The 23,700-nt window shown below is 67.9% G+C and carries 19 protein-coding genes; 9 read left to right on the top strand and 10 right to left on the bottom strand.

Annotated features, from left to right (window positions below):
- Positions 1 to 5 precede the first annotated feature (5 nt).
- From RR42_RS21785 to RR42_RS21755, 7 genes are all read left to right on the top strand, one after another.
- Entirely contained in the window at positions 6 to 2,195 is a 2,190-nt protein-coding gene (locus tag RR42_RS21785; protein ID WP_043352947.1) for an alpha-ketoacid dehydrogenase subunit alpha/beta, read from the top strand.
- 45 nt (positions 2,196 to 2,240) lie between these two features.
- Positions 2,241 to 2,726: a VOC family protein gene (locus RR42_RS21780; protein ID WP_043352944.1), complete on the top strand. Its 486-nt coding sequence runs from the start codon at positions 2,241 to 2,243 to the stop codon at positions 2,724 to 2,726.
- 1 nt (position 2,727) lies between these two features.
- Positions 2,728 to 3,960, top strand: coding sequence for a pyruvate dehydrogenase complex dihydrolipoamide acetyltransferase (locus tag RR42_RS21775; protein ID WP_043352940.1), 1,233 nt, complete (start codon positions 2,728 to 2,730; stop codon positions 3,958 to 3,960).
- Between the two features lie 10 nt (positions 3,961 to 3,970).
- A complete protein-coding gene (lpdA, locus tag RR42_RS21770) occupies positions 3,971 to 5,371 on the top strand; it encodes a dihydrolipoyl dehydrogenase (RefSeq protein ID WP_043352937.1) in 1,401 nt (466 codons plus the stop codon).
- A gap of 14 nt (positions 5,372 to 5,385) precedes the next feature.
- On the top strand, positions 5,386 to 6,126 hold the full coding sequence (locus tag RR42_RS21765; RefSeq protein WP_043352936.1) for an SDR family NAD(P)-dependent oxidoreductase: 741 nt from the start codon (positions 5,386 to 5,388) through the stop codon (positions 6,124 to 6,126).
- A gap of 139 nt (positions 6,127 to 6,265) precedes the next feature.
- Positions 6,266 to 7,714 carry an NADP-dependent succinate-semialdehyde dehydrogenase gene (gene gabD, locus RR42_RS21760; protein ID WP_043352934.1) on the top strand — a complete coding sequence of 483 codons (1,449 nt, stop codon included), beginning with the start codon at positions 6,266 to 6,268 and terminating at the stop codon, positions 7,712 to 7,714.
- Positions 7,715 to 7,819: 105 nt separating this feature from the next.
- Positions 7,820 to 8,656, top strand: a complete 837-nt coding sequence (locus tag RR42_RS21755; RefSeq protein WP_043352931.1) for a shikimate dehydrogenase family protein — start codon at positions 7,820 to 7,822, stop codon at positions 8,654 to 8,656.
- A gap of 370 nt (positions 8,657 to 9,026) precedes the next feature.
- Here the strand turns inward: RR42_RS21755 and RR42_RS21750 are convergent, their stop codons facing one another.
- The 10 genes from RR42_RS21750 to RR42_RS21705 form a co-directional block, all read right to left on the bottom strand.
- A complete protein-coding gene (locus tag RR42_RS21750) occupies positions 9,027 to 10,184 on the bottom strand; it encodes a CaiB/BaiF CoA transferase family protein (RefSeq protein WP_043352928.1) in 1,158 nt (385 codons plus the stop codon).
- 141 nt (positions 10,185 to 10,325) lie between these two features.
- Positions 10,326 to 11,081: a lipoyl protein ligase domain-containing protein gene (locus RR42_RS21745; RefSeq protein ID WP_043352926.1), complete on the bottom strand. Its 756-nt coding sequence runs from the start codon at positions 11,079 to 11,081 to the stop codon at positions 10,326 to 10,328.
- 65 nt (positions 11,082 to 11,146) lie between these two features.
- Positions 11,147 to 11,923 (bottom strand): SDR family NAD(P)-dependent oxidoreductase, encoded by a 777-nt coding sequence (locus RR42_RS21740; protein WP_043352924.1) that lies wholly within the window; start codon positions 11,921 to 11,923, stop codon positions 11,147 to 11,149.
- A 131-nt stretch (positions 11,924 to 12,054) separates the two neighbouring features.
- Positions 12,055 to 13,167 carry an acetoin dehydrogenase dihydrolipoyllysine-residue acetyltransferase subunit gene (locus RR42_RS21735; protein WP_043352921.1) on the bottom strand — a complete coding sequence of 371 codons (1,113 nt, stop codon included), beginning with the start codon at positions 13,165 to 13,167 and terminating at the stop codon, positions 12,055 to 12,057.
- Positions 13,167 to 14,183, bottom strand: a complete 1,017-nt coding sequence (locus RR42_RS21730) for an alpha-ketoacid dehydrogenase subunit beta (protein ID WP_006157630.1) — start codon at positions 14,181 to 14,183, stop codon at positions 13,167 to 13,169. Before RR42_RS21730 ends, RR42_RS21735 begins: the two co-directional genes overlap by 1 nt.
- Before the next feature lie 67 nt (positions 14,184 to 14,250).
- Positions 14,251 to 15,255, bottom strand: a complete 1,005-nt coding sequence (locus RR42_RS21725) for a thiamine pyrophosphate-dependent dehydrogenase E1 component subunit alpha (protein WP_043352919.1) — start codon at positions 15,253 to 15,255, stop codon at positions 14,251 to 14,253.
- An 11-nt stretch (positions 15,256 to 15,266) separates the two neighbouring features.
- Entirely contained in the window at positions 15,267 to 16,391 is a 1,125-nt protein-coding gene (locus RR42_RS21720; RefSeq protein ID WP_043352917.1) for an ATP-NAD kinase family protein, read from the bottom strand.
- Between the two features lie 260 nt (positions 16,392 to 16,651).
- Complete coding sequence (locus tag RR42_RS21715) at positions 16,652 to 18,688, bottom strand: sigma-54-dependent Fis family transcriptional regulator (RefSeq protein ID WP_043352914.1); 2,037 nt, start codon at positions 18,686 to 18,688, stop codon at positions 16,652 to 16,654.
- A gap of 273 nt (positions 18,689 to 18,961) precedes the next feature.
- Complete coding sequence (locus RR42_RS21710) at positions 18,962 to 19,723, bottom strand: haloacid dehalogenase type II (RefSeq protein WP_082055038.1); 762 nt, start codon at positions 19,721 to 19,723, stop codon at positions 18,962 to 18,964.
- A gap of 27 nt (positions 19,724 to 19,750) precedes the next feature.
- On the bottom strand, positions 19,751 to 20,716 hold the full coding sequence (locus RR42_RS21705) for an aldo/keto reductase (RefSeq protein WP_043352912.1): 966 nt from the start codon (positions 20,714 to 20,716) through the stop codon (positions 19,751 to 19,753).
- Positions 20,717 to 21,000: 284 nt separating this feature from the next.
- Between RR42_RS21705 and RR42_RS21700 the strand changes: the two genes are divergently transcribed.
- Both RR42_RS21700 and RR42_RS21695 read left to right on the top strand, forming a co-directional pair.
- Entirely contained in the window at positions 21,001 to 22,572 is a 1,572-nt protein-coding gene (locus RR42_RS21700; RefSeq protein WP_043357566.1) for a methyl-accepting chemotaxis protein, read from the top strand.
- Positions 22,573 to 23,101: 529 nt separating this feature from the next.
- Complete coding sequence (locus RR42_RS21695; protein ID WP_043352911.1) at positions 23,102 to 23,689, top strand: helix-turn-helix domain-containing protein; 588 nt, start codon at positions 23,102 to 23,104, stop codon at positions 23,687 to 23,689.
- The last annotated feature ends 11 nt before the right edge of the window (positions 23,690 to 23,700 follow it).

Raw genomic sequence — 23,700 nt, 5'->3', positions numbered from 1 at the left:
CTCAAATGTCTGAACGTAGCGCCCTGCGCCCCGCCGCCGAATGGGTGGAACTGCGCACCACCGATGAAGACTGGGCCAAGGCCGACCCGGCCCTGCTCGGCACCCTGCTGAGCCACCTGCACCTGATCCGCGGCTTCGAGGAAGCCGTGCTCGAACTCGCCGCCGAAGGCCTGGTCCACGGCCCGGCGCACTCCAGCATCGGGCAGGAAGGCGGCGCCGCCGGCTCCATCGTGCCGCTGACCGGCGCGGACCAGATCAATGGCTCGCATCGCGGGCATCACCAGTTCATCTCCAAGGCGCTGGGCTACCTCGCGCCCAACGGCATCGACCCGCGCGCGCCGCTGCCGGCGGACGTGCAAACGCTGCTGCAACGCACGCTGGCGGAAATCCTGGGGTTGGCGCAGGGCTATTGCAAAGGCCGTGGCGGCTCCATGCACCTGCAATGGGCCGAAGCCGGCGCGCTGGGCACCAATGCCATCGTGGGCGGCGGCGTGCCCATGGCCGCGGGCGCGGCGTGGTCGCACCGGCATGCGGGCACGGATGCGGTCGCCATCACCTACTTCGGCGACGGCGCGGTCAATATCGGCTCGGTGCTGGAGACCATGAACCTGGCCGCCGCATGGAAGCTGCCGCTGTGCTTCTTTATCGAGAACAACCGCTACGCCGTCTCCACCACAGTGGAAGAGTCCACCGCCGAGCCGCGCCTGTCCGCGCGCGGCATGGGCTTCAATATCCCGAGCTGGAAGGTCGACGGCATGGACCCGCTGGCGGTGTACCTGGCCACGCGCGAAGCGCTCGCGCACATGCGCGCCGGCAAGGGCCCCACGATCATCGAAGCCGATCTCTACCGCTTCTTCCACCAGAACGGCCCCTTCCCGGGGAGCGCCTTCGGTTACCGCAGCAAGGACGAAGAGCAGCAATGGCGCGCGCGCGACCCGCTCGAACTGATGGCGCGCCGCATGCAGGCGCGCGGCCTGATCAGCGCCGACGACGTCGCCGCGCTGCGTGAGCGCATCAAGCAAGCCATGCGCGACGCGATGGCCGCACTGACCGAAGCCGATCCTTCCGGCAAGCCGGGCAAGCGCCGCATCCGGCCTGAGCTGTGGCCGAGCCCGGACTTCCGCGACGTGGGCATCCGTGGCGACCTGGGCGAGCTGGCAGGCCTGCGCTGCGAGGAGGAGGCCGGCTTCTGCGGCAAGCTGGACCAGCGCAAGTTCATCGACGTGGTGGCGGACGTCATGCAACGGCGCATGGAGACCGATCCGTCGGTGGTGGTGATGGGCGAGGACGTGCACCGCCTCAAGGGTGGCACCAACGGCGCCACGCGCGGCCTGCGCGACAACTTCCCCGACCGTGTGCTGGGCACGCCGATCAGCGAGAACGCGTTCGTGGGCCTGGGTGGCGGGCTGGCGCTGGATGGCCGCTACAAGCCGGTTGTGGAATTCATGTACCCGGACTTCATGTGGGTGGCGGCCGACCAGGTCTTCAACCAGATCGGCAAGGCACGCCACATGTTCGGCGGCGAGAGCGACGTGCCGCTGGTGCTGCGCACCAAGGTGGCGATGGGCACGGGCTATGGCTCGCAGCACTCGATGGACCCGGCCGGCATCTTCGCCACCAACCCGGGCTGGCGCATCGTGGCGCCTTCCACGCCGTTCGACTACGTGGGCCTGATGAACACCGCGCTGGCGTGCAAGGACCCGGTGCTGGTGATCGAGCATGTGGACCTGTACAACGCCTCGGGCGTGGGCCCCGTGGATGACTTCGACTATCACCTGCCTGTGGGCAAGGCGGCGGTACGCCGCGGCGGCAGCGACGTCACGGTTATCACGTATCTGTCGATGGTCGGCCACTCGCTCGAAGCGGTGGAGCAGACCGGCATCGATGCCGAGGTGATCGACCTGCGCTGGCTGGACCGCGCCAGCATTGACTGGGACACCATCGCGCAGAGCGTAAGGAAGACCAACAACGTACTGATCGTGGAACAAGGCGCGCGGGGCACCTCCTACGGCGGATGGCTGGCCGACGAGATCCAGCGCCGCTACTTCGACTGGCTGGACCAGCCCGTGCAGCGTGTGACCGGCGCGGAGGCCGCGCCGAGCATCTCCAAGGTGCTGGAGCGCGCCGCCGCCGCCCGCACCGAGGAAGTGGCCGAGGGCCTGCGCCAGGTGATGCGCGACAAGGGCGCGGCGTGAGTCCGGAAGCCCGCCCGGCCAACTGAACGAACCCAAGGAATACCGATGACCCTGAACATGATTGTTCCCCTGGAGGTCGGCATCGCCGTGCGCGACCTGCCGCGCATGCGCCGCTTCTACGAGCAAGTGCTTGGCTTCGCCTTCGTCAGCGAAGTCGCCGTGCCTGCGGCAAGCGCCATGCAGGCCGCCATGCACGCCGGCGGCTATACCGCCGTGCGCCTGCAGACGAACCATGGCGAGCGCATCAAGCTGCTGGCCCCGGTGCAAGCGCCCGCACCTGCGGCAGCGCCCGAGTACATCCTCGACAAGGCCAACTCCACCTACCTCACGTTTATCGTGGACGACATCCAGGCCACCGTCGACAAGCTGCTCGCTGCCGACGTGGAGTTCCTGACCGGCCCGCAGCGCATCGAAGTGCGCCCCGGCACCTACCTGGCATTCTGCCGCGATCCCGAAGGCAATGTGCTGGAGATCGTGCAGTACGCGGATATCGCCGCCTACCGCCCCGACCTGCAACTGAGGACCGCCTGACATGGCCACCCTGCTACGCATGCCCGAGGTGGCGGCCAATGCCACCCAGGCCACGCTGCAAGCGTGGACCAAGAACGAAGGCGATACGATTGCCGTGGGCGAGTGCATCGCCGAAATCGAAACCGACAAGGCCGTGGTCGAGCTCAATGCCGATTCGGCCGGCGTGCTCGCCCGCCGCCTGGTGGCGGCCGGCCAGGACGTGGAAGTGGGCGCGCCCATCGGCGTGCTGCTGGTCAATGGCGAAACCAGCGCGGATATCGATGCGCTGATCGCGGCGGCGGGTGGCGGCGCGCAAGTGCCGCCGGCCAAGGCGGAATCCGCTGGCCAGGCCATGGTGGCTGCCAAAGCCGCCTCGGCGCAAGCCACACGCATCTTCGCCAGCCCGCTGGCCCGCCGCCTGGCGGCGCAGCGCGGACTGGACCTGGCGGCATTGCGCGGCAGCGGGCCCAATGGCCGCATCGTCAAGCGCGATATCGAGCAGGCCGCCACCGCTGCGGCCGCTGCCAGCGCACCTGCCGTTGCGCGCCCCGCCGCGCCGCAAGCCAAGGCCAGCGATGCATTCACCGAAATCCCGCACAGTAATATGCGCCGCACCATCGCGCGCCGGCTGAGCGAGAGCAAGGCCACCATCCCGCATTTCTACCTCACGGCGGATTGCCGCATGGAGCCCTTGCTGGCGCTGCGCGCGCAGATAAACGCGAATGCGCCGCGCAAGATCTCGGTCAACGACTTCATCGTGCGCGCCGTCGCGGTCGCCTTGCGTGAGGTGCCGGCGGCCAACGTGGGCTGGACCGATACGGCGATGCGCCAGTATCCGCAGGCCGATATCGCGGTAGCGGTAGCCACGGACGCCGGCTTGATCACCCCCATCGTGCGCGCTGCCGATACGAAGCCGCTGTCCGTCATCAGCGCCGAAATCGCCGACCTGGCCACGCGTGCGCGCGCTTCGCAGCTGCGCCCCGAGGAGTACCAGGGGGGCAGCTTCAGCGTGAGCAACCTGGGCATGTTCGGCGTGTCCGAGTTCTCCGCCATCATCAATCCGCCGCAGGCCGCCATCCTTGCCGTGGGCGCCACGCAAGCAGTGCCGGTGGTGGAAGGCGGCGCGCTGAAGGCCGGGCAGGTCATGCGCTGCACGCTCTCGGTGGACCACCGCGCCATCGACGGCGCGCTGGCCGCCCAATGGCTGGCCGCGTTCAAGCGCCTGCTTGAAAACCCCTTGTCGATGCTGATCTAAGGACCATGACGTGGCGAACTCCTCATTTGACCTGATCGTCGTGGGCGGCGGCCCGGGCGGCTACGTGGCCGCCATCCGCGCCACGCAGCTAGGCATGAAAACCGCGCTGGTCGAGAAAGCGCACCTGGGCGGGATCTGCCTGAACTGGGGCTGCATTCCCACCAAAGCGCTGTTGCGCAGCGCCGATGTGCTGCGGCTGGTCAAGGACGCAGCGGCCTACGGTGTGCATGCCGCGCCGCCCACCGCCGACCTGCCGGCCATGGTGGCCCGCTCCCGCGCGGTGGCCGCGCAGCTCAACAAGGGCGTGGCCCACCTGATGAAGAAGAACGGCGTGACCGTGCTCAACGGCCACGGACGGCTGGCGGGCAAGGGCAAGCTAGAAGTCACCGCGACGGATGGCAAGACGCGCATCGTGTCGTCCGCCCACATCCTGCTCGCCACCGGCGCACGCGCCCGCCAGCTGCCCGCGCTGCCGGCGGACGGCAAGACGGTCTGGACCTATCGCGACGCGCTGGCGCCGCCCGTGGTGCCAAAGCGCATGCTGATCGTTGGCGCCGGTGCCATCGGCATCGAGTTCGCCAGCTTCTATCGCGCGGTGGGTGCCGAGGTGACGGTGGTGGAGATGGCGCAGCGCATCCTGCCGGTGGAAGATGCCGACATCTGCGCGCAGGTGGCAAGCAGCCTGACCCGGGAAGGCATCGTGCTGCATACGGGCACCGGCATCCAGAGCGCTGAGCGCAAGGGGCAGGGCTGGTCCATCGAGCTGCAAGGCGGCAAGTCCGGCGGCGCGAGAGTCGACGTCGACGTCGTGCTGGTGGCCGCAGGCATTGTCGGCAACGTGGAAGACCTCGGCCTGGAGCGGACCGCCGTCAAGGTCGAGAAGACGCATATCGTCACCGACGGCTTCGGCCGCACCGATGAGCCCGGCGTGTATGCCATCGGCGACGTGGCGGGCCCGCCGTGGCTGGCGCACAAGGCCAGCCACGAAGGCGTGATCTGCGTGGAGCGGATTGCCGGGCTGCATCCGCATGCGCTCGATGCCACACGAATTCCGGCCTGCACCTACAGCCATCCACAAGTGGCGAGCGTGGGACTCACCGAGGCACAGGCCAGGGAGCGCGGCCATCCCGTCAAGGTCGGCAAGTTCCCTTTCGCCGGCAACGGCAAGGCCATTGCCATGGGCAGCACTGCCGGCCTGGTGAAGGTGGTGTTCGACGCAGGCAGCGGCGAACTGCTCGGCGCCCATATGGTGGGCGACGAGGTCACCGAGATGATCCAGGGCTACGCCATCGCGCAGACGCTGGAGACCACCGAGGCCGACCTGATGGCCGCTGTCCTGCCGCACCCGACCATGTCCGAGGCCATGCACGAAGCCGTGCTCGCGGCCTACGGGCGCGCACTGCATATCTGAACACGGGAGACAACATGTACAACTTCGATCAACGCACGCTGCTGCTGACCGGGGCCAACGGCGGCATCGGCCGTGAGACGGCCAAACTGTTCCTGGCGCAAGGCGCCAACCTGGTACTGACGGATCTGGACGAAGCCGGCGTCGCCGGATTTGCCCGCGAGCTGGACCCGAGCGGTGAGCGCATCGCCACGATGCGCATGGACGCCGCCAGCCCCGACGATTGCGAGCGCGCCGTGGCGCTCGCGCAGGCGCGCTTCGGCGGCATCGATTTCCTGGTGCCGTCGGCAGGCTTGTACCAGGCCCAGCCAGTGGCCGAGATGAGCGACGCGCAATGGCGGCAGACGCTGTCGATCAATCTCGATGGCGTGTTCTATCTTGTGCGCCGCGCCATTCCCGCGCTGCGCGAGAACAGCGCCATCGTCAACCTGACGTCGGTGGCGGCGCACCGGGGCGCTTACTACAATGCGCACTATTCGGCCTCCAAGGGTGGCCTGCTCAGCCTCACCCGCAGCCTGGCGCGGGAACTCGGGCCGCGCACCCGCGTCAATGCTGTATCGCCGGGCGTGATCGAGACACCGATGACCACCGAGCTGATCCAGAAACGCGGCGCCGACTCCGTCGAGCAGACACCGCTCAAGCGCCTCGGCCACCCCCGCGAGATCGCCACCGCCATCGGCTTCCTGTGCAGCGATGCGGCCAGCTTTGTCACCGGCGAGGTGCTGCACGTCAATGGCGGGCTGTATATCGCGGGTTGAATCGCAGGTTGAATCGCGGCTTGAATCGCGGCTTGATCATCCCTCCGGCGGCCAAACGAGATCGCCGGATCCTGCTAACCTGCCGTCAGCGGCGCTGCGCCGAATCCCCCCAACATCGCTACGGAACCGGAACCAGACCATGTTGCAACTCCAAGACCCCTCCTTGCTGCGCCAGCAGTGCTATATCGATGGCCGCTGGACCGATGCGCAGCGTCATATCGACGTGACCAATCCCGCCACCGGTGAGCGCGTCGGCCAGGTGCCGCTGCTGGGCGCCGACGAAACGCGCCAGGCCATCGAGGCCGCCAACCGCGCCCTGCCGGCCTGGCGCGCGCGTACCGCCAAGGAACGCTCCGCGCTGCTGCGCAAGTGGTTCGAACTGCTGCTGGCGAACCAGGACGACCTCGCCCGCATCATGACCGCCGAGCAAGGCAAGCCCTTTGCCGAAGCCCGCGGCGAGATCGGCTACGCGGCCTCGTTCATCGAGTGGTTCGCCGAAGAAGGCAAACGCGTCTACGGCGAGACCATCCCCGCACCGGTCAGCAACCAGCGCATCGTCGTCACCAAGGAACCGGTGGGCGTGTGCGCGGCCATCACGCCGTGGAATTTTCCCGCGGCCATGATCACGCGCAAGGCCGGCCCGGCGCTGGCGGCAGGTTGCACGATGGTGGTCAAGCCCGCCTCGCAAACCCCGCTGACCGCGCTGGCGATGGTGGCGCTGGCGGAACGCGCCGGCATTCCCGCAGGCGTGCTGTCGGTCGTCACCGGCTCGGCCGCCGCCATCGGCGGCGAGCTCAGCAGCAACCCGCTGGTGCGCAAGCTCACCTTTACCGGCTCGACGGAAGTCGGCCGTACCCTGATGGCGCAGACGGCGTCCACCATCAAGAAGGTCTCGATGGAGCTGGGCGGCAACGCGCCCTTCATCGTGTTCGAGGATGCCGACCTGGATGCCGCCGTCGAAGGCGCCATCGTGTCCAAGTACCGCAACGCGGGACAGACCTGCGTCTGCGCCAACCGCCTCTACGTGCACAGCAAGGTCTATGACGCCTTCGCCGAAAAGCTGGTCGCGGCGGTACGCGCGCTGAAGGTGGGCAACGGCATGGAAGACGGCGTGCGCATCGGACCGCTGATCGACGGCAAGGCCGTGACCAAGGTCGAGGAACATATCACCGACGCGATCTCCAAGGGCGCGCGCGTGCTGCAAGGCGGCAAGCGTCACGCGCTCGGGCAATCGTTCTTCGAGCCTACCGTGCTGGCCGACGTGACGCCCGGCATGCTGGTCGCGCGTGAAGAAACCTTCGGCCCGCTCGCGCCGCTGTTCCGCTTCGAGACCGAGGACGAAGTCGTCGCCATGGCCAACGACACGGAATTCGGCCTGGCGAGCTATTTCTACGCCCGCGATCTCGGCCGCGTGTGGCGCGTTTCCGAGCGGCTGGAGTACGGCATGGTCGGCGTCAACACCGGCCTGATCTCGAACGAGGTGGCGCCCTTCGGCGGCGTCAAGCAATCGGGCGTGGGCCGCGAAGGCTCGCACTACGGCATCGAGGACTATCTGGTCATCAAATACACCTGCATGGCCGGCATCTGAGCCATCGCCATGCCCGCGGGACGGCGCGCATCCGTCCCGCCTCCCGCTTCCTTTTCTCCCTCTCGCCTCTCCCTCGCCCACTTCCACGTCACCCGGAATCCCGCAATGCAGATCGATGGCAATACCCAGCTTGTCGGCATCATCGCCGCCCCCATCGCGCACGTGCGCACGCCGCAACTCTTCAATGCCTCGGTCGCCCGCCAGGGCCTGAACGCCGTGTGCGTGCCCTTTCATGTGGATGCGGCGCAATTGCAGACATTCCTCGCCGGCGCGCCGGCCGCGCAAAACCTGCAAGGCCTCGTCGTCACCATGCCGCACAAGGAGGCGGTGGTGGCCATCTGTGGCGAACTGACCGATGCCGCGCGCCTGCTCGGCTCCGTCAATGCGATGCGCTTCGACCGCCAGAAAGGCTTTTGGGTCGGCGGCAACTTTGATGGCGACGGCTTCGTCGCCGGCCTGCGTGAACGCGGCCACAGCCTGTCTGGCAAGCGCGTGCTGCAGCTTGGCGCCGGCGGCGCCGGCAAGTCGATGGCCTACGCCATGGCGCGCGAGCAGCCGGCCGAACTGGTCATCTACAACCGCTCCGCCGACAAGGCCGAAGAACTGGCCGCGAGCCTGAAAGCCGTGCTGCCGACCGTCTCGATCCGCGCCGGCGATAACAACCCCGCCGGCTTCGACGTGGTCGTCAACGCCACCGCGCTCGGCTTGCGCGATACCGACGCCACACCGCTCCCCGCCGAGCAACTAGGCGCAGGCACGCTGGTCTGCGAGGCGGTGATCCGCGATGGCGATACCCCGCTGCTGAAGGCCGCGCGCGAACGCGGCTGCGCGGTGCATCACGGTCAATGGATGCTGTATGGGCAGATCGTGGAGATCGCGCGCTTCCTTGGCGTTGCGCTGGCACCGGAGTTTGTCGAACGGATCCTGGGGCCGGCGGACTGAGCACGAGCACGGCGGCATAACGAACGCCCGCCCTCTCCCCCCGCCCCTCTCCCGCAAGCGGGAGAGGGGAGCAAGCCGGTGGATAGCAAACGGTGGCGCGCCGGCAGATACCGCCCCGCGCGAAAGCCCAAACGCGCGATATCCGAGGACGAAAGCAAGAGCGCTGCCGCCAGACGCCGATTCGGTGTAGCCGTGCGGAGCGCCCAAGGGGCGGGCCACACCAACCCGCGATGCGAAGCGAGCCGTCAAGGTGTACAGGCCGTATGGGGCGCCTTCTTTGCCTACTTTCTTGGCAAGACAAGAAAGTAGGTCGCCGCCCCGCAGGGGCGGTGAAACTGCAGTTGACTTTGACTTTGAACGGCAAGCAATATCAAATCACCCCATCCCGCCGCAACCCCTCAATCACCTCCCCCGTCACCCCCCAATCCCGCAACACCGCCTCACTATCCGCACCCGGCTCCGCAGGCGCCTGAGGCACCCCCGCCGGCGTGCGGCTGAAACGCGGGGCCGGCGCCGGCTGCATCACCCCGTCGATCTCAAGAAACGTCTCGCGCGCCCGGTTATGCGGATGTTGCGGCGCCTCGTCCCAGTCCAGGATCGGGGCAAAGCAGGCGTCGCTGCCTTCCAGCAGCTCGCACCACTGCGCGCGCGTGCGGGTGAGGAACAGCGTGGTCATGCGGGCCTTGAGCTCGGGCCAGTGGCGTTTGTCGAGCTGCTTGTCGAAGAGCGGATCGTCCAGGCCGCAGCGCTCGCGCAGCAGCGCGTAGAACTGCGGCTCGATGGCGCCCACCGCAACGTACTTGCCATCCGCGCAGGCATAGGTGTCGTAGAAATGCGCCGCCCCATCCAGCAGGTTGTCGCCGCGCTGGTTGGTCCAGCGCCCGGCGGCCTTGAAGCCGTACATCATGGCGGACAGCAAGGCCGTGCCGTCGGTCATGGCAGCGTCCACCACCTGCCCCTTGCCGGAGTTGCGGGCTTCGTTGATGGCGCACATCACGCCAAACGCCAGCAGCATGCCGCCGCCGCCAAAGTCGCCAACGTAGTTGAGCGGCACCACCGGTGGTTCCCCCGCCCGGCCGATGGCGTGCAGGGCGCCGCCGATGGCGATGTAGTTGATATCGTGGCCGGCGGCCTGGGCCAGCGGGCCGTGCTGGCCCCAGCCGGTCATACGGCCGTACACCAGCGCCGGATTGCGCGCCAGGCAAGGCTGCGGCCCCAGGCCCAGGCGTTCCATCACGCCGGGGCGAAAGCCTTCGATCAGCACGTCGGCCTTGGCGATCAGGTCCAGCACGACCTCGGCCGCGCCGGGCTTGCGCAGGTCGATGGCCAGGGAGCGCCTGCCGCGCGCGGTCACGTCGCAGCGCGCGCGGCCGGCGCCGGTGGCCGGCGCCTCGCCGGGATTGGCCGGGCGAGGGCGGTCGATGCGAATCACCTCGGCGCCCTGGTCGGCCAGCATCATCGCGCAGAACGGCGCCGGGCCGATTCCAACCATTTCCACCACTTTCAGTCCAGCCAACGGTCCCGCCATGTCCTGTCTCCGGTTGTGTGCTCCCGCAGGGGAAGCGTCGTGCCGGTCAGTTTGCCACGCTCGCCGGGCTGTGGAATCGTCAATAACGACGAATACGCGAATAGACGAACATGCGAACACGCGCGCAACAACGGCCCGGGCCTAGGCCAGGCCCGCCGCCGCGAAAGCCGGCGGTGTCGCGGCAAGCGCCTCGGCGAGCGCTTGGGACATGCGCTCGCCGAGGTCGCCGGGCACCGGCTGCCCGCTGTCGGCCAGTGCCTGGGCCACGCTGACCACCTTGTCGGCACGGTAGTGGCGCCCGCTGCCTATGGCGGCCTCGAAATCGTTGGCGCGGCCATTGATCTCCCGCGGATCGGCGCTGACCAGCAGCACGGCGTGCGCCAGCACCACGTGCAGGCTGGCGTCGCCCGCGCCCGCCACGCGGCGCCAATATTGCGCCGTGCCGGCAATCTTGCGGGCCTGCTCCGGCGGGCCCCAGGCCAGGTTGAAGCGGCCGTCGCAAAACGACCCATCCACCGCTTGCCAGTGCGTCTGCAAGCCCAGGCGGCTCAACGCGGCGGCCAGCACCTCGCACAGATGCAGATAGGCCAGCTCGGCATAGGTCCCGGCGCCGCCGCGCACCGGATAGGCCAGGCTCAGGTTGACGATGCCCGGGCCCTGCGGCACCAGCCCGCCGCCTGACAGGCGCAGCCAGACCGGGCAGCCACGCGCGGCAAAGTCGGCGCGCGCGGCCTCCAGTTGCGCATGCCGCAGGTAGCTGCGCGGCACCACCAGCGAAACCGGCGCCTGCCACAGGTGCGCCAGCCAGCGGCCGGCGGATGCCCGCTCCAGCAGCGCCTGCTCGGCGTGCAAGGGATCGGGGTCGGTGGGATCGGGATCGAGGAATTCAAATCGCATGGCATGACCGGTAAGCGCCGGGACGGAACGCGCACATGCCGGGCCGCACCGCGGCCCGGTGCCGGTCAATGGAAGGTGAAGCCACCGTCGACGTTGACCGACTGCCCGGTCACATTGTCCATGGTCGCGAAGAACAGCGCCATCCGGCCCATGTCTTCGGGCGTCTGCGCCCGCCCCTGCGGGATCAGCGTGAGCTGGTGGCGGGCCCAGGAATCCTCCACCGATTCGCCTTCTGCCTTCCATTCGTCGGAGAGGCGATCCCACATATAGGTGCGCACGATGCCGGGGCAGATCGCGTTGACGGTGATGCCGTCGCGTGCCACTTCCTTGGCCAGGGCGTTGGTGAAGCCAACCACCGCGAACTTCGAGGCGCTGTAGTGGGCAAGGTTGGGGAAGCCTTCCTTGCCGGCGATCGAGGCGACGTTGATGATGCGGCCCTTGTGCTGGGCTTTCATGTGTTCCAGCGCGGCCTGGCAGCCGAGGAAGGTGCCTTTGGCGTTGACGTCCATGACAAAGTCCCAGTCGCGCTCGCTGAGTGCATCGACAGGGTGGATGCTGATGACGCCTGCGCAGTTGACCAGGATATCCAGGCCGCCGAGCTGGTCGAGTGCCTGCCTGACCATGGCGCGGTGCATCTCGGCTTTTGTCACGTCGACCTTGAGGGTGCTCACCCGGCGGCCGAGCGCGCGCACGTCTTGCGCGGTTTCGCGCATGGCGTCTTCGAGCAGGTCGGCGATCAGGATATCAGCGCCGGCCTTGGCGAGTGTCAGGGCGATGCCGCGGCCAATGCCGCGCGCACCGCCGGTGATGACGGCGACTTGTCGCTTCAGGGGTTCGTTCATGGGTGGTCTCCTAGCCTTGTCTTGTTGATTTTCTTGTGCATACAGCCACGAAATACGTCGCGCGATGCGCTGGTTTGCTCCCCTCTCCCGCTTCGTGGGAGAGGGGAGCAAACCAGCGGGACTGCGCTTCGTCAGCCGCCGATATGCCGCTTGAGCAGCGCGTTGACTTCGTTGGCCTTCTCCATCTGGCTCATATGGCCGGCATCGTCGAACACCTTCACCGTCGCGCCGGCCGGCGCGTTGGCCGCATGCGACGCGGGAATGATCTGGTCCTGCGCGCCCCAGATCACCAGCACAGGCTTGCCGGTATCGCCCAGCCTGTGACCGGGCAGCTCGGTTTGCCGGCCACCACCGAACAGGCTGGCGCCTAGCGTGCCGAGCGCTTGCGTAATGCCGTCCAGCCGCTTGTACTTGAGCAGGTCGTCCAGCATCTGGCGGCTGACCAGCCCGGCATCGGCGAACAGCAGTTCCACCACCGGCTTGAGGTCGCGGCGGGATTGCGCGTTGACGAAGCCTTCGGTGTACTGGCTGTTGACCTCCTCGCCAAGGCCCGCTGGCGATACCAGCGCGACCGAGCGCACGCGTTGCGGCGCGTCCACCGCCAGCTGCGCGGCGACGCCGCCGCCCATCGAATGGCCCACCAGGTGGGCCTGGCCGATGTCGAGCGCATCCATGAAATGCGCGACGAACCCTGCCAGCGATGCGAGCGTAGTGCCGGGCAGCCTGGGCGTGGCGTGTCCGTGCGCCGGCAGGTCCAGCGCGATGACGGTGTGCGCATCGGCCAGTGCGTCGAGGTTGAACAGCCAGTTGTCCAGGTCCCCGCCGAAGCCATGGATGAACAGCACGGTGTCCGCGCCCTCGCCGCGCTTTGCGTAGCGCGTGCGAATGCCGTCGACTTCGATGAACTGATAGGCCGAGGCGGCGGCGCCCTCCTCTTCTTCATCAGCCGCCGGCGTTTCATAGGCGGCGACAAAAGCGTCGATGTCCGCGTCGCTGACCTCGGGCGGCGCCAGCACACCCAGCAGCGCCTTGACCGGCAGGATGTCGCCCACGGCCGCCACCTTGCGGCGCAGGGTGCCGGCGTCCGGCGCTTCCACCGCGTTGGCGATCTTGTCGGTCTCCACGTCGAGGATCGGCATGCCGACCGTGATCTGCGCGCCTTGCTCGACCAGCCAGTCGTTGATCGTGCCTTCTTTCATCGACAGGCCCCATTTGGGCATGACGATCGGGGTGATCGCGGCCATCAGTGTTTCCCTCCTTTCACGGTCTTGCGCGCGGCATCGGCGATGTGCGCCGCGCTGGGGATGTAGAGGTCTTCCAGCGCGGGCGAGAACGGCACCGGCGTATGCGGCGGGCAGACCATCTCGATGCCGGCCTTGAGCGCGCCGAACGCGCGCTGCGCCACCTGTGCCGAGATGTCGGTGGCGATGTTGCAGCGCGGGCTGGCTTCATCCACCACCACCAGGCGGCCGGTGTGTTCCACCGACTCCAGCACGGTGTCGATATCCAGCGGCGAGAGCGTGCGCAGGTCGACGATCTCCGCTTCGATGCCTTCCTTGGCCAGTGTCGCCGCCGCCTCCAGCGCACGGTGCACCATCAGGCCATAGGTGACGATGGAAACATCCTTGCCGTCGCGCACGATGTTGGCCTCGCCGAAGGGGATCGCATATGAGTTCTCCGGCACCTCGCCTTCGAAGCCATAGAGATTCTTGTGCTCGCAGAAGATGACGGGGTCGTTGTCGCGGATCGCCTGGATCAGCAGGCCTTTGGTGTCATATGGCGTGCTGGGGCACACCACCTTGAGGCCGGGGATATGCGTAAACAGCGGCGTGAGCATCTGGCTGTGCTGGGCGGCTGCGCGAAAGCCCGCGCCCACCATGGCGCGGATCACCACCGGCGTCTCCGCCTTGCCGCCGAACATGTAGCGGAACTTGGCCGCCTGGTTGAAGATCTGGTCGAAGCACACGCCCATGAAGTCGATGAACATCAGCTCGGCAATCGGGCGCATGCCGCAAGCCGCGGCGCCGATGGCCGCGCCCACATAGGCGGATTCGGACAGCGGCGTGTCCAGCAGGCGGTCGCCGTGCTTGGCGTACAGGCCCTTGGTCACGCCGAGCACGCCGCCCCAGGCGTCTTTCTCGCCGTCCGCGCCGGCGCCGCCGACGATGTCTTCGCCGAGCATGATCACGCTCGGGTCACGGGTCATTTCCTGGTCGATCGCTTCGTTGATCGCCAGCTTCATGCTTAATTTGCGGGACATGGTGTGGTCTCCTGATCTTGCTTGCTGTCGTTATGTCTCGGAATGGCTGAGGTCGCGCGCTTAGTGCTTAGTAGCTGACGTACACATCGGTCAGCAGGTCGGCGGGCGTGGGGAACGGCGCCGCCTTGGCCTGCTGCACGGCGTCCTCGATCAGCGCGGCAACCTGCTCGTCGATGGCCTTGAGCTCATCCAGCGCGATCACGCCGGCCTGGGTCACGGTGGCGGTGAACTTCTTCAGGCAGTCCTTGTTGGCGCGAATGTCATCGAGCTCGCCGGAGGCGCGATAGGTTTGCGCGTCACCTTCGAAGTGGCCATAGAAGCGGACCATCTTGCATTCCAGCAGGGCCGGGCCACCGCCTTCGCGGGCCCGCTTGATGACTTCGCCCGCCGCCTCGTGCACCGCGAAGAAATCCGTGCCATCCACCGTCACGCCGGGAATGCCGAAGCCGGCGGCGCGGTCGACGTAGCTGTCCACTGCCGTGCCGTAGTCGCGCGCGGTGGATTCGGCATAGCCGTTGTTCTCGATCACGAAGATCACCGGCAGGTTCCACACCGCGGCCAGGTTCAGGCTCTCCAGGAAGGTGCCCTGGTTGGACGCGCCATCACCGGCAAAGGTGATGCCGATCTCGCCCTTGCCGCGGAACTTGGCGGCCAGCGCGGCGCCGCACACCAGCGGCGCGCCCGCGCCCAGGATACCGTTGGCGCCCATCATGCCCTTGGACAGATCGGCGATATGCATGGAGCCGCCCTTGCCGTTGCAGGAGCCGCCCTTGCGCCCGTAGATCTCCTTCATCATCGCCACCGGGTCGACGCCCTTGGCAATGCAGTGGCCGTGGCCGCGGTGGGTGCTGGCGATGCGGTCGCCGTCGCCCAGGTGGTGCAGGATGCCGACCCCGGCGGCTTCCTCGCCGGCGTAGAGGTGGACGAAGCCCGGGATGTCGCCGCGCCCGAAGTCCACGTGCAGGCGCTCTTCGAAATCGCGGATGGTGCGCATCCTGCGATAAACGGCGAGCAGTTCCTGCTTGTCGAGGGGCAGCGTGTTCCCGGCGGTACCGGATGCGTTGGCTGTCATGTCTGTCTCCTTCATGGTTTTGTGGTGGCGGTAGAAAGCTCGGTGAGTGGCTGGGGTGGGGAATGCTGTGGTTGCCGGGGCGGCGGCGCGCGCCCGCTGCGCATCAATCCGGCGGCGGCGGCGTAGCGCATGCAGGCCGCCACGTCGATGCTCAGGAAGGCGCGCTCGCGCAGCGTCACGGTGACTTCGTCCTGCGGGCCGAACACCAGCTCGCGCTCGCCGTCCAGCGCGACGATGCCGGCGCGCTGGCGCACGCGGTGCGCAACGCCGTCGGTCAGGCGTTCCCAGCCCGCGATGGGCACCGCGCGCAGCAGGCCGGGCGCAATCGGCGCGTGCAGCGCGAAGCGGCCTTCGCCGGGCGCGGCCAGCTCGATCGCCAGGCCGCCGGGCTCATGCCTGCCCACGGGCTCCAGCAAGCCGCCGATGGCGGACAAGCCAATCGCCTGCGGATCGGCGAAGGACACGTAGACCGCGCCCAGCGTCTCGGTCTTCCACAAGGCGCGCGCGCCGATGAAATGCTCGTGGGAAATCACGGCGTCGACCAGCGCGATGTCGTGGCGCACCTCGCCTTCACCCGCAATCGTGATGTCGAGCCGCTTGTTGGCGGCCAGCGCATGCGCGGCGGGAACGCGGCCGCTGGCAAACAACCCCGTGGCCAGCCCGGTGATGGTGGGCTCGCGCATTTCGGGGTAGGCGTTGTTGGTGCCGGTGGAGATGCCGGCAATCGGCACGTTGCCGCATTCGCGCACCACCGCGCGGTGGGTGCCATCGCCGCCGAGCACGATGATGGCGGCAACGCCCGCCTCGCGCAGCATGCGTGCGGCCAGGAAGGTGTCGTCGACGCGCGCGGTGACCGGCATGTCAAGGTATTCCACCTCCGGCAGCGCGGCGTCCGGCCCCTGGCGGCGCGACAGGTGGCGCGACAGCAGCACGCGCATGCCCTCGCGGTCCGGCATCATCAGCACGCGGCCAACCCCGCAGGCAGCCAGCGCGGCCAGCAGGCGCAGCACGATATTGACGCGGTCGGCCAGTTGCAGCGTGTTGGCGTTGGCGATCACGCGGCGGATATCGCGCGCGGAAATCGGGTTGGCGATGATGCCGACCAGTGGCCGGCTGGCCAGCGCTTGCTCACCCATGCCTGTCTCCTGTCTTTCTGGTTATGACAGGCATATCGCAACGGCCGTGCCAGCCCGCATCAGCGCGCCGGGGACGGCAAAAACCCGGGATTACCCCAGGTAAACGCGGGGCGCGCGGGGACTTTACGGGCCATGCGCACGCCGCGGCGTGACAGGTGTCACAGCATCACGTGTACAGGGGGTGAACAGGTGTAGCGGGGATCTTGCGCCGGGCAGGGAAGGCGGCGCGGGCGAGCCGCGCCGCCATGCTCGCTGGCTGGCTAATGCGCCGCGTCGCGCTGGTTGGGCGATGCGATGCCGTAGCGCGCCATGCGGCGGTACAGCGTCATCCTGCTCACGCCGATCTGGCGCGCCACCGCGCTCAGGTTCCAGCCGGCCGCGCGCAGGTATTGCATCAGCAGCATGCCTTCAGGCGGCAACTGATGCGGGTCCAGGCAGGGGGCCGGCAAGGCCGGCGCGCTGGCGGCTTCGGTGGCCGCTTCGGTGGCCGCGCTGCCCGGCGGGACGCTGGCGGAAACCGGAAGCAGGCCCTGCTGCGGCATCCCCTCGCCAATCCCCTCCGGGAGATCCTCCACCTCGATATGGCCGTCGTCGCAGACCGCCCGCGCGTACTCCAGCGCATTGCGCAGCTCCCGCAGGTTGCCGGGCCAGCGGTGCGCGTGCAGCCGCGCGCGCACCGCGGGCGACAGGCTCGCGGTAGCTGGCTTGCCGCCCGCATCCAGCATCTTGCCGATCAGCCAGTCCAGGTCCGTGCGCTCACGCAGCGGCGGCAGCATCAGCCGCGCGCCGTTTAGCCGGTAGTACAAGTCCTCGCGAAAGCGCCCGCTGCTCACCAGCTGGTCCAGCGGATGGTGCGTGGCGGAGATCACGCGCAGGTTGACCGGCACCGGGCGCGCCGCACCGATGGCAAGCACCTCGCCTTCGGCCAGCACACGCAGCAGGCGCGATTGCAGCTCGCGCGGCATGTCGCCGATCTCGTCGAGAAACAGCGTGCCACCGTCTGCCTCCTGGATCAGCCCGCGCTTGGGACGCGAGCCCGCGCCCGAAAAGCTGTTGGCCAGGTGGCCGAACAGTTCGCTCTCGATCAGGGATTCGGGAATCGCCGCGCAGTTCACCGCCACGAAAGGGCCGTCGCGGCGCGCGCTGGCCCGGTGCAGGGCCTTGGCCAGGTACTCCTTGCCGCTGCCGGTCTCGCCATTGATCAGCAGGTTGATGGGCGAATCCACCAGCTTTGCGGCCCGCAGCAATTGCTGCTGCAATGCGGCATCGCCACCGCACAGCGCGGCCAGCGGCGCCTGCAGCGGCGTGGCCCGCTCGGTAGTATCACGCGCGCGCTGCCAGCGCAGCGCCGGCGGCATCACGCTCAGGTAAAGCCGCGCGCCGGTGCGCGCCAGCGCCAGCGCGCGCTGCTCGCTGGGGCGCGAATGCATGAAGCGGCCCAGCTCATCGAGCCGCGCCTCGAACAGCGACTCGAATGGCATGCCAAGCAGCGGCGCGCCACCCGGGGCCACGCCCAGCTCGGCCTCCAGCATCTGCTGCGCGCGGCGGTTATGGCCAACGATGCGGCCCGACGCATCGAGCGCGAGCAGATATTCCGGGTTGACGTCGACAAACTCCGGCGCGGCGTTGAGCTTGAGGATCCAGTCCTCGCGGTGGCTGCGCACAAAGCTGGCGTTCTCGATCCGGCTGGCATAGATGCGCACCATCTGCAGCGCCAGGCCCTGGCTGTCCTTGGCCTGCGGCGAGGTCAGCGCGGAAATGTCGAGGATGGCGCAGAGGCTGCCGTGCGAATCGAACAGCGGCGCCGCGGTGCAGGTGAGCGGAATATGGGTGGCGTCGAAATGATCCGCCTGGTGCACGGTCAGCGCCTGGCCGGTGGCCAGCGCGGTGCCCACCGCGCAGGTGCCGGCGCCGGATTCGCTCCATTGCGCGCCCAGGTACAGGCCGGCATGGCGCAGGCGGGCATCGGCGTTGGCGTCGCCCAGGTAATCCACTGTCACGCCCTGCGCGTCGGTCAGCAGCACCACGTAGCCCATCCCGGCCACCTGGCTATAGAGCGTCTGCAGCCCGTGGCGCGCAATCTGCGCAAAATCGTCGATGCGCTGCTGGTGCTCGCGCAACCGGGTCTGCGGCAGGATGCGCGCCTCTTGCATGCGCGCCGGATCCAGCCCGTACTGATGCACGCAGCGCCGCCACGAATTCTGGATGATGGTTTCCGGCGCACGCACCATCGGCGCGCTGGCGCGGGTGGTGAGCTGGACTACCGTGTCGATGTGCTCGCGTTGCCGCAGGTCCATCGTGGTCTCCTTGTCGTCTCCTGGCGCGCTGCCGTGCTGGCGCGTGCCAACTCCCGGCTCTCGCGTGGCCTCTGCTGCGCCGCAGGGTTGCAGCGTGGGCGGCCGGGAGTCCTAATGTATCCGACAGGGAGCGGCTTGGGCAAACCCGATCGCGCTGGCCGGGCGCGCAGGACGAGCGTCAACGCGCGCCAAGTGCAGCCAGCGCTTCACGGCGGGAGGCCGCTATGGCAGGCTTTCCCAAGCCGGTGTGCGCTGGTTGGCGCACGCGCGCGCTCAAGCGCCGAGCCGCTGCGCCAGTTCCGTCAAGCTATCCACCACCACATCCCAGTCCGACTCGGCCGCCAGATCCTTCGCCTGGTTCGGCCCGTACTCCGTAGGCCGGTTGACATAGGCAGTCCGCATGCCATGCGAGCGGCCATGCCGCAGGTCATTGTTGTGCGCCGCAACCAGCATCACCTCCGACGGCTGCAGGTCGAAGAAGGCAATCACGCCTTGATAGATCTCCGCCTGCGGCTTGAAGTGGCGCACGATGTCCGCGCTGAACACCGCGTCCCACGGCAGGCCGGCATACTTGGCCGTGTCGACCAGGCACTGCACGCTGCCGTTGGAGAAGGTGGAAATGATGTAGCGCTGCTTTAGCCGCGTGAGGCCGGGCACGCTATCCGGCCAGCCCCGCAGGCGGTGCCAGGCACGGTTGAGGTAGTCCTTCTCCACTTCGCTCAGGTCTTCGATGCCGAACTGGTCGAGCAGTGCGTCGAGCCGTTCGCGGTGCAGCACGTCGATATTGGCCCACAGCCGCTCGCCCTTGCGCACGCGCTCCATGCCGGGCACGTAGCCGGCGCGCCAGGCGTCGGCAAAGGCCGTCCAGTCGGCCTCGATGCCCTTGTTCCGCCCGAACGCGGACAGGTCCGCGATCACGCTGGTACGCCAGTCCACCACGGTACCGAAGACGTCGAACACCAGCGCCTTGACCGCGCTCAGGTCCGCCGCCTTGCTACCGGCGCTGTTGCCGTGGCTCAATCTGTTCTCATGCATCCCTTATCTCCTCCGGGGCAGGCCAGTTCAGGCGCTGGCCTGGTCCAGCAGCGCGATATCGCCGGCGCTCAGTGGCAGGCGCGTGGCGGCAATCAGGTCGTCCAGCTGCGCCAGCGAGGTGGCGCTGGCAATCGGCGCGGTAATGCTGGGGCGCGCGATCTGCCAGGCCAGCGCTACCTGCGTCGGGTTGGTGGCGGTGCGCGCCGCGACCTCGTCCAGCGCCGCCAGGATGCGCAGGCCGCGCGCATCGAGATAGGCCTTGACGCGCTGGCCGCGCGCGCCGCTCTTGGCAAGGTCGGCCTCGGAGCGGTACTTGCCGCTGAGAAAACCGCTGGCCAGTGCATAGTAGTTGAACACGCCCAGGCCTTCGCGCAGCACCAGCGGCTCAAGCTCGGCCTCATACTCGCTGCGGGTATAGAGGTTGTAGTGCGGCTGCAGGCTCTCGTAGCGCGGCAGGTTGTGGCGGCGGCTGGTTTCCAGCGCCTCGGCCAGGCGCGCGGCGCTGTAGTTGGAGGCGCCGATGGCGCGCACCTTGCCGGCCTTGATCAGGCGGGCGTAGGCGTCCAGGGTTTCCTCGAGCGGCGTGTCCCGGTCTTCGTCGTCATGCGACTGGTAGAGATCGATGTAGTCAGTCTGCAGGCGCTGCAACGACGCGTCGACGGCGCGTTCAATATAGGCGCGCGACAAACCCTTGCGGCCCTCGCCCATGTCCTTGCCCACCTTGGTGGCCAGCACCACCTCGGCACGCTTGCCGCTGCGCTTGAACCACTTGCCGATGATGGCCTCGGACTCGCCGCCCTGGTTGCCCGGCACCCAGCGCGAGTACACGTCGGCGGTATCGATGAAGTTGAGCCCGGCGCCGACAAAGGCATCGAGCAGCCGGAAGGAGGTGGCCTCGTCGGCGCTCCAGCCGAACACGTTGCCACCAAATGCCAGGGGCGAGACTTCCAGCCCGGACCTGCCCAGTTTGCGTGTGGTGATGCTTGAGGTCATGCGTTTTGCTCCGCGGGTTGCGTCGAGCCGCCCGTCATCCAGGCGCGGCGAAAGTCACATTGTAGGCAGGGATCGGAAAGCTTGCCGGCCCGGGCAGAAGCATCTCTTTAACCACTTCTATTTCCCCCATTCAAGTCCCGACGCTGATGGGCCGTTAACCGGCTGTGGCCAGGCGATGCGCAGCGAGCGCATTCGCCTCGCCTGTGCCGCACTGTCAACATCAGGGTCAGGCCGATGCCGCGCCGCCGGCGCAAACCGGCTGCCCATACCGGTCAAGCATGATCATGAATCGAATCTCGTTGAACGCCAAACTCTGGGCCGCGCTGGTGGCGATGTGGCTGGCCCTGCTGGCGCTGAGCACCTGGAGCGCCGTGCACACCCGCGCCACCATGATGGCCGAGCGCCGCGAGAGCCTGCAGTCCCTGGTGGCGACCGCCGAAGGCATCATCAAGCTCTACGTGGACCGCGCCGCCAAGGGCACCATGAGCATCGAGGATGCCCAGGTCGCGGCCAAGGATGCACTGCGTGTGATGCGCTTCGGCGACAAGGGCTACCTGTTCCTGCTCAACTCCAAGCCGCAGGTGGTGCTCAACCCCGGCCTGCCGGATACGGAAGGCAAGATCCTGGGTGACTTCAAGGACCCCGACGGCAAGCTGGTCTACCAGAGCATCGTCGATGCGGGCAAGGCGAGCGCGCGCGCCGGCGCCGGCCCTGATGACGGCTTCGTCACCTACCGTGGCCGCCTCCCCGGCACCGAAACGCCCGCGCGCAAGCTGACCTATGTGCGCTATGTGCCGGCATGGGACTGGCACGTGGCCACCGGCGTGTTCCTCAAGGACATCGAAGGCAGCTTCCGCGACGACCTGATCTCCGCCGCGATCAGCACCTTGCTGATCGGCGCGCTGGTATCGGCATTCATGCTGGCCATCATGCGCACCGTGCGCAAGAGCCTGGGCGGCGAGCCGGCCTACGCCACCGAAGTGGTCACGCGCATTGCCGACGGCGACTTCACGGTGCCGGTGCGCATTCGCGCCGGCGACGAGCACAGCCTGCTGGCGGCCATGCAGCGCATGCAGCAGCGCCTGTCCGGCACGCTCGGCGAGATCCGTGGCGCGGCGGATTCGATCGCCTCGGCCACGCAGCAGATTTCCGCGGGCAATACCGACCTGTCGCAACGCACCGAGGAACAAGCCTCGGCACTGGAGCAAACCGCTTCAAGCATGGAACAGCTGACGGGCATCGTGCGCCAGAACGCGGACAATGCGCGCCAGGCCAGCTCGCTGGCGGTCAACGCTTCCGATATCGCGCAACGCGGCGGGCAGGTAGTCAACCAGGTGGTGAGCACCATGGGCGAGATCAACGGCGCCTCGCGCCAGATCGTCGACATCATCGGCGTGATCGAAGGTATCGCCTTCCAGACCAATATCCTGGCGCTGAACGCCGCCGTGGAAGCGGCGCGCGCCGGCGAGCAAGGCCGCGGCTTTGCCGTGGTGGCGGGCGAGGTGCGCAGCCTGGCCCAGCGCTCGGCCACCGCCGCCAAGGAGATCAAGGGCCTGATCGACAACTCGGTGGCCCAGGTGGACAACGGCTCGGCGCTGGTCGCCAAGGCGGGCCAGACCATGGAGGACATCGTTGGCGCGGTCAAGCGCGTGACCGACATCATGGGCGAGATCAGCGCGGCATCGAACGAGCAGAGCACCGGCATCGAGCAGGTCGGGCAAGCGGTGAACCAGATGGACACCGTGACCCAGCAGAACGCGGCACTGGTGGAACAGGCCGCCGCCGCGGCCCAAGCGCTGGCCGAGCAGGCGCAATCGATGATGCGCTCGGTGGCATCGTTCCGGCTGGCGGCTTAGGGAGCGGGACTGGGGGAGAGAGCGGGCGCTCGTTGCGCCTGCGTGCTGAAACAAACCACGGGCTTCGCTTCAAGTGGCTCCTGGTTAAGCCACCCCGCTCTCCGGCACTCTCCCCGGCCCTCTCCCCCTGAGGGGCGAGGGAGAGACAGCCGTCGTCATGGCGCGCGGATCTGGCCCGTTCAGCGGCTTCGGCTGGTGCTTCAGGTTTGTCAGCAGCCTGAGCCCGCGCCACACCGGCGGGCTCTTTTTCATTTCCCGACCAACGTCCATATAAGCGCACCGTCTGTCCAAGGTGCGCGAGATCTTCGCCTTCGTGGTGTGTGCCGGCCGTCGGCATGAACAAGGGCCGCATCCTGCCGACAAGGCAGCCCGTTGTGCGCCGGCCCCTTGAAAGCCAAGTCGCTCCGAGGCAGCCTTGAGCGGCACCGCCCCGGCCCGGAACGCGCTATTGCATTGGCAGGTTCCAGTTGCTTTGAATCGCGATGTATGTCAGTTTACAGGACACGAACATCCAGCATACTGGACAACCATGGACATCAACGACCTCATCGCCCGGCGCGTGCGAACACTGCGCGACGCCCAGGGCTTCTCGCTGGCCGCCCTGGCTGAGCGCAGCGGCGTGAGCCGCTCCAACATCTCCTTGATCGAGCGTGGCCAGAGCAGCGCCACGGCCACGGTGCTCGACAAGCTGTCCGCCGCGCTGGGCGTCACCGTGGCGTCGCTGTTCGAGGACAGCACGCCGCAGGCCGAGCCGTCGCCCATGGCTCGTGCGGCGGAGCAGCCGGTGTGGACCGACCCCGCCTCCGGCTATATCCGCCGCAACCTCTCCCCGGCGGCACCCTCGCCGATCCAGCTGGTTGACGTGGTCTTCCCGGCAGGCAAGCGCGTGGCGTACGAAACCGCCGCGCGCGAAGCCGATATCCATCAGCAGGTCTGGATGATCGACGGCGTCATGGAAATGACGGTGGGCGACCAGCACTGGCGCCTGGAAACCGGCGACTGCCTGTCCATGCGGCTGGACCGCCCCATCGTCTACAAGAATCCCACCCGCAAGCCCGCGCGCTACGTCGTGGCGCTGGCCACGATGCCATTCACGCCGACCAGGAGAAACGCATGACCGAGATGCCC

The sequence above is a fragment of the Cupriavidus basilensis genome (genome assembly GCF_000832305.1).
Classification (GTDB): domain Bacteria; phylum Pseudomonadota; class Gammaproteobacteria; order Burkholderiales; family Burkholderiaceae; genus Cupriavidus; species Cupriavidus basilensis_F.
Note: the sequence above shows the minus strand (reverse complement) of the source record. Positions and strands in the feature narration are given on the sequence as shown.

Excerpts from the sequence above, each read along its gene's own strand:
- RR42_RS21765 (WP_043352936.1), top strand. The coding sequence starts at position 5,386 with ATGTACAACTTCGATCAACGCACGCTGCTGCTGACCGGGGCCAACGGC.
- RR42_RS21780 (WP_043352944.1), top strand. The coding sequence starts at position 2,241 with ATGACCCTGAACATGATTGTTCCCCTGGAGGTCGGCATCGCCGTGCGC.
- RR42_RS21745 (WP_043352926.1), bottom strand. The coding sequence starts at position 11,081 with ATGCGATTTGAATTCCTCGATCCCGATCCCACCGACCCCGATCCCTTG.
- RR42_RS21740 (WP_043352924.1), bottom strand. The coding sequence starts at position 11,923 with ATGAACGAACCCCTGAAGCGACAAGTCGCCGTCATCACCGGCGGTGCG.
- RR42_RS21700 (WP_043357566.1), top strand. The coding sequence starts at position 21,001 with ATGAATCGAATCTCGTTGAACGCCAAACTCTGGGCCGCGCTGGTGGCG.
- RR42_RS21785 (WP_043352947.1), top strand. The coding sequence starts at position 6 with ATGTCTGAACGTAGCGCCCTGCGCCCCGCCGCCGAATGGGTGGAACTG.
- RR42_RS21725 (WP_043352919.1), bottom strand. The coding sequence starts at position 15,255 with ATGACAGCCAACGCATCCGGTACCGCCGGGAACACGCTGCCCCTCGAC.
- RR42_RS21750 (WP_043352928.1), bottom strand. The coding sequence starts at position 10,184 with ATGGCGGGACCGTTGGCTGGACTGAAAGTGGTGGAAATGGTTGGAATC.
- RR42_RS21710 (WP_082055038.1), bottom strand. The coding sequence starts at position 19,723 with ATGCATGAGAACAGATTGAGCCACGGCAACAGCGCCGGTAGCAAGGCG.
- RR42_RS21720 (WP_043352917.1), bottom strand. The coding sequence starts at position 16,391 with ATGGGTGAGCAAGCGCTGGCCAGCCGGCCACTGGTCGGCATCATCGCC.
- RR42_RS21730 (WP_006157630.1), bottom strand. The coding sequence starts at position 14,183 with ATGTCCCGCAAATTAAGCATGAAGCTGGCGATCAACGAAGCGATCGAC.
- RR42_RS21775 (WP_043352940.1), top strand. The coding sequence starts at position 2,728 with ATGGCCACCCTGCTACGCATGCCCGAGGTGGCGGCCAATGCCACCCAG.
- RR42_RS21755 (WP_043352931.1), top strand. The coding sequence starts at position 7,820 with ATGCAGATCGATGGCAATACCCAGCTTGTCGGCATCATCGCCGCCCCC.
- RR42_RS21705 (WP_043352912.1), bottom strand. The coding sequence starts at position 20,716 with ATGACCTCAAGCATCACCACACGCAAACTGGGCAGGTCCGGGCTGGAA.
- gabD (WP_043352934.1), top strand. The coding sequence starts at position 6,266 with ATGTTGCAACTCCAAGACCCCTCCTTGCTGCGCCAGCAGTGCTATATC.
- RR42_RS21735 (WP_043352921.1), bottom strand. The coding sequence starts at position 13,167 with ATGGCCGCGATCACCCCGATCGTCATGCCCAAATGGGGCCTGTCGATG.
- RR42_RS21715 (WP_043352914.1), bottom strand. The coding sequence starts at position 18,688 with ATGGACCTGCGGCAACGCGAGCACATCGACACGGTAGTCCAGCTCACC.
- RR42_RS21695 (WP_043352911.1), top strand. The coding sequence starts at position 23,102 with ATGGACATCAACGACCTCATCGCCCGGCGCGTGCGAACACTGCGCGAC.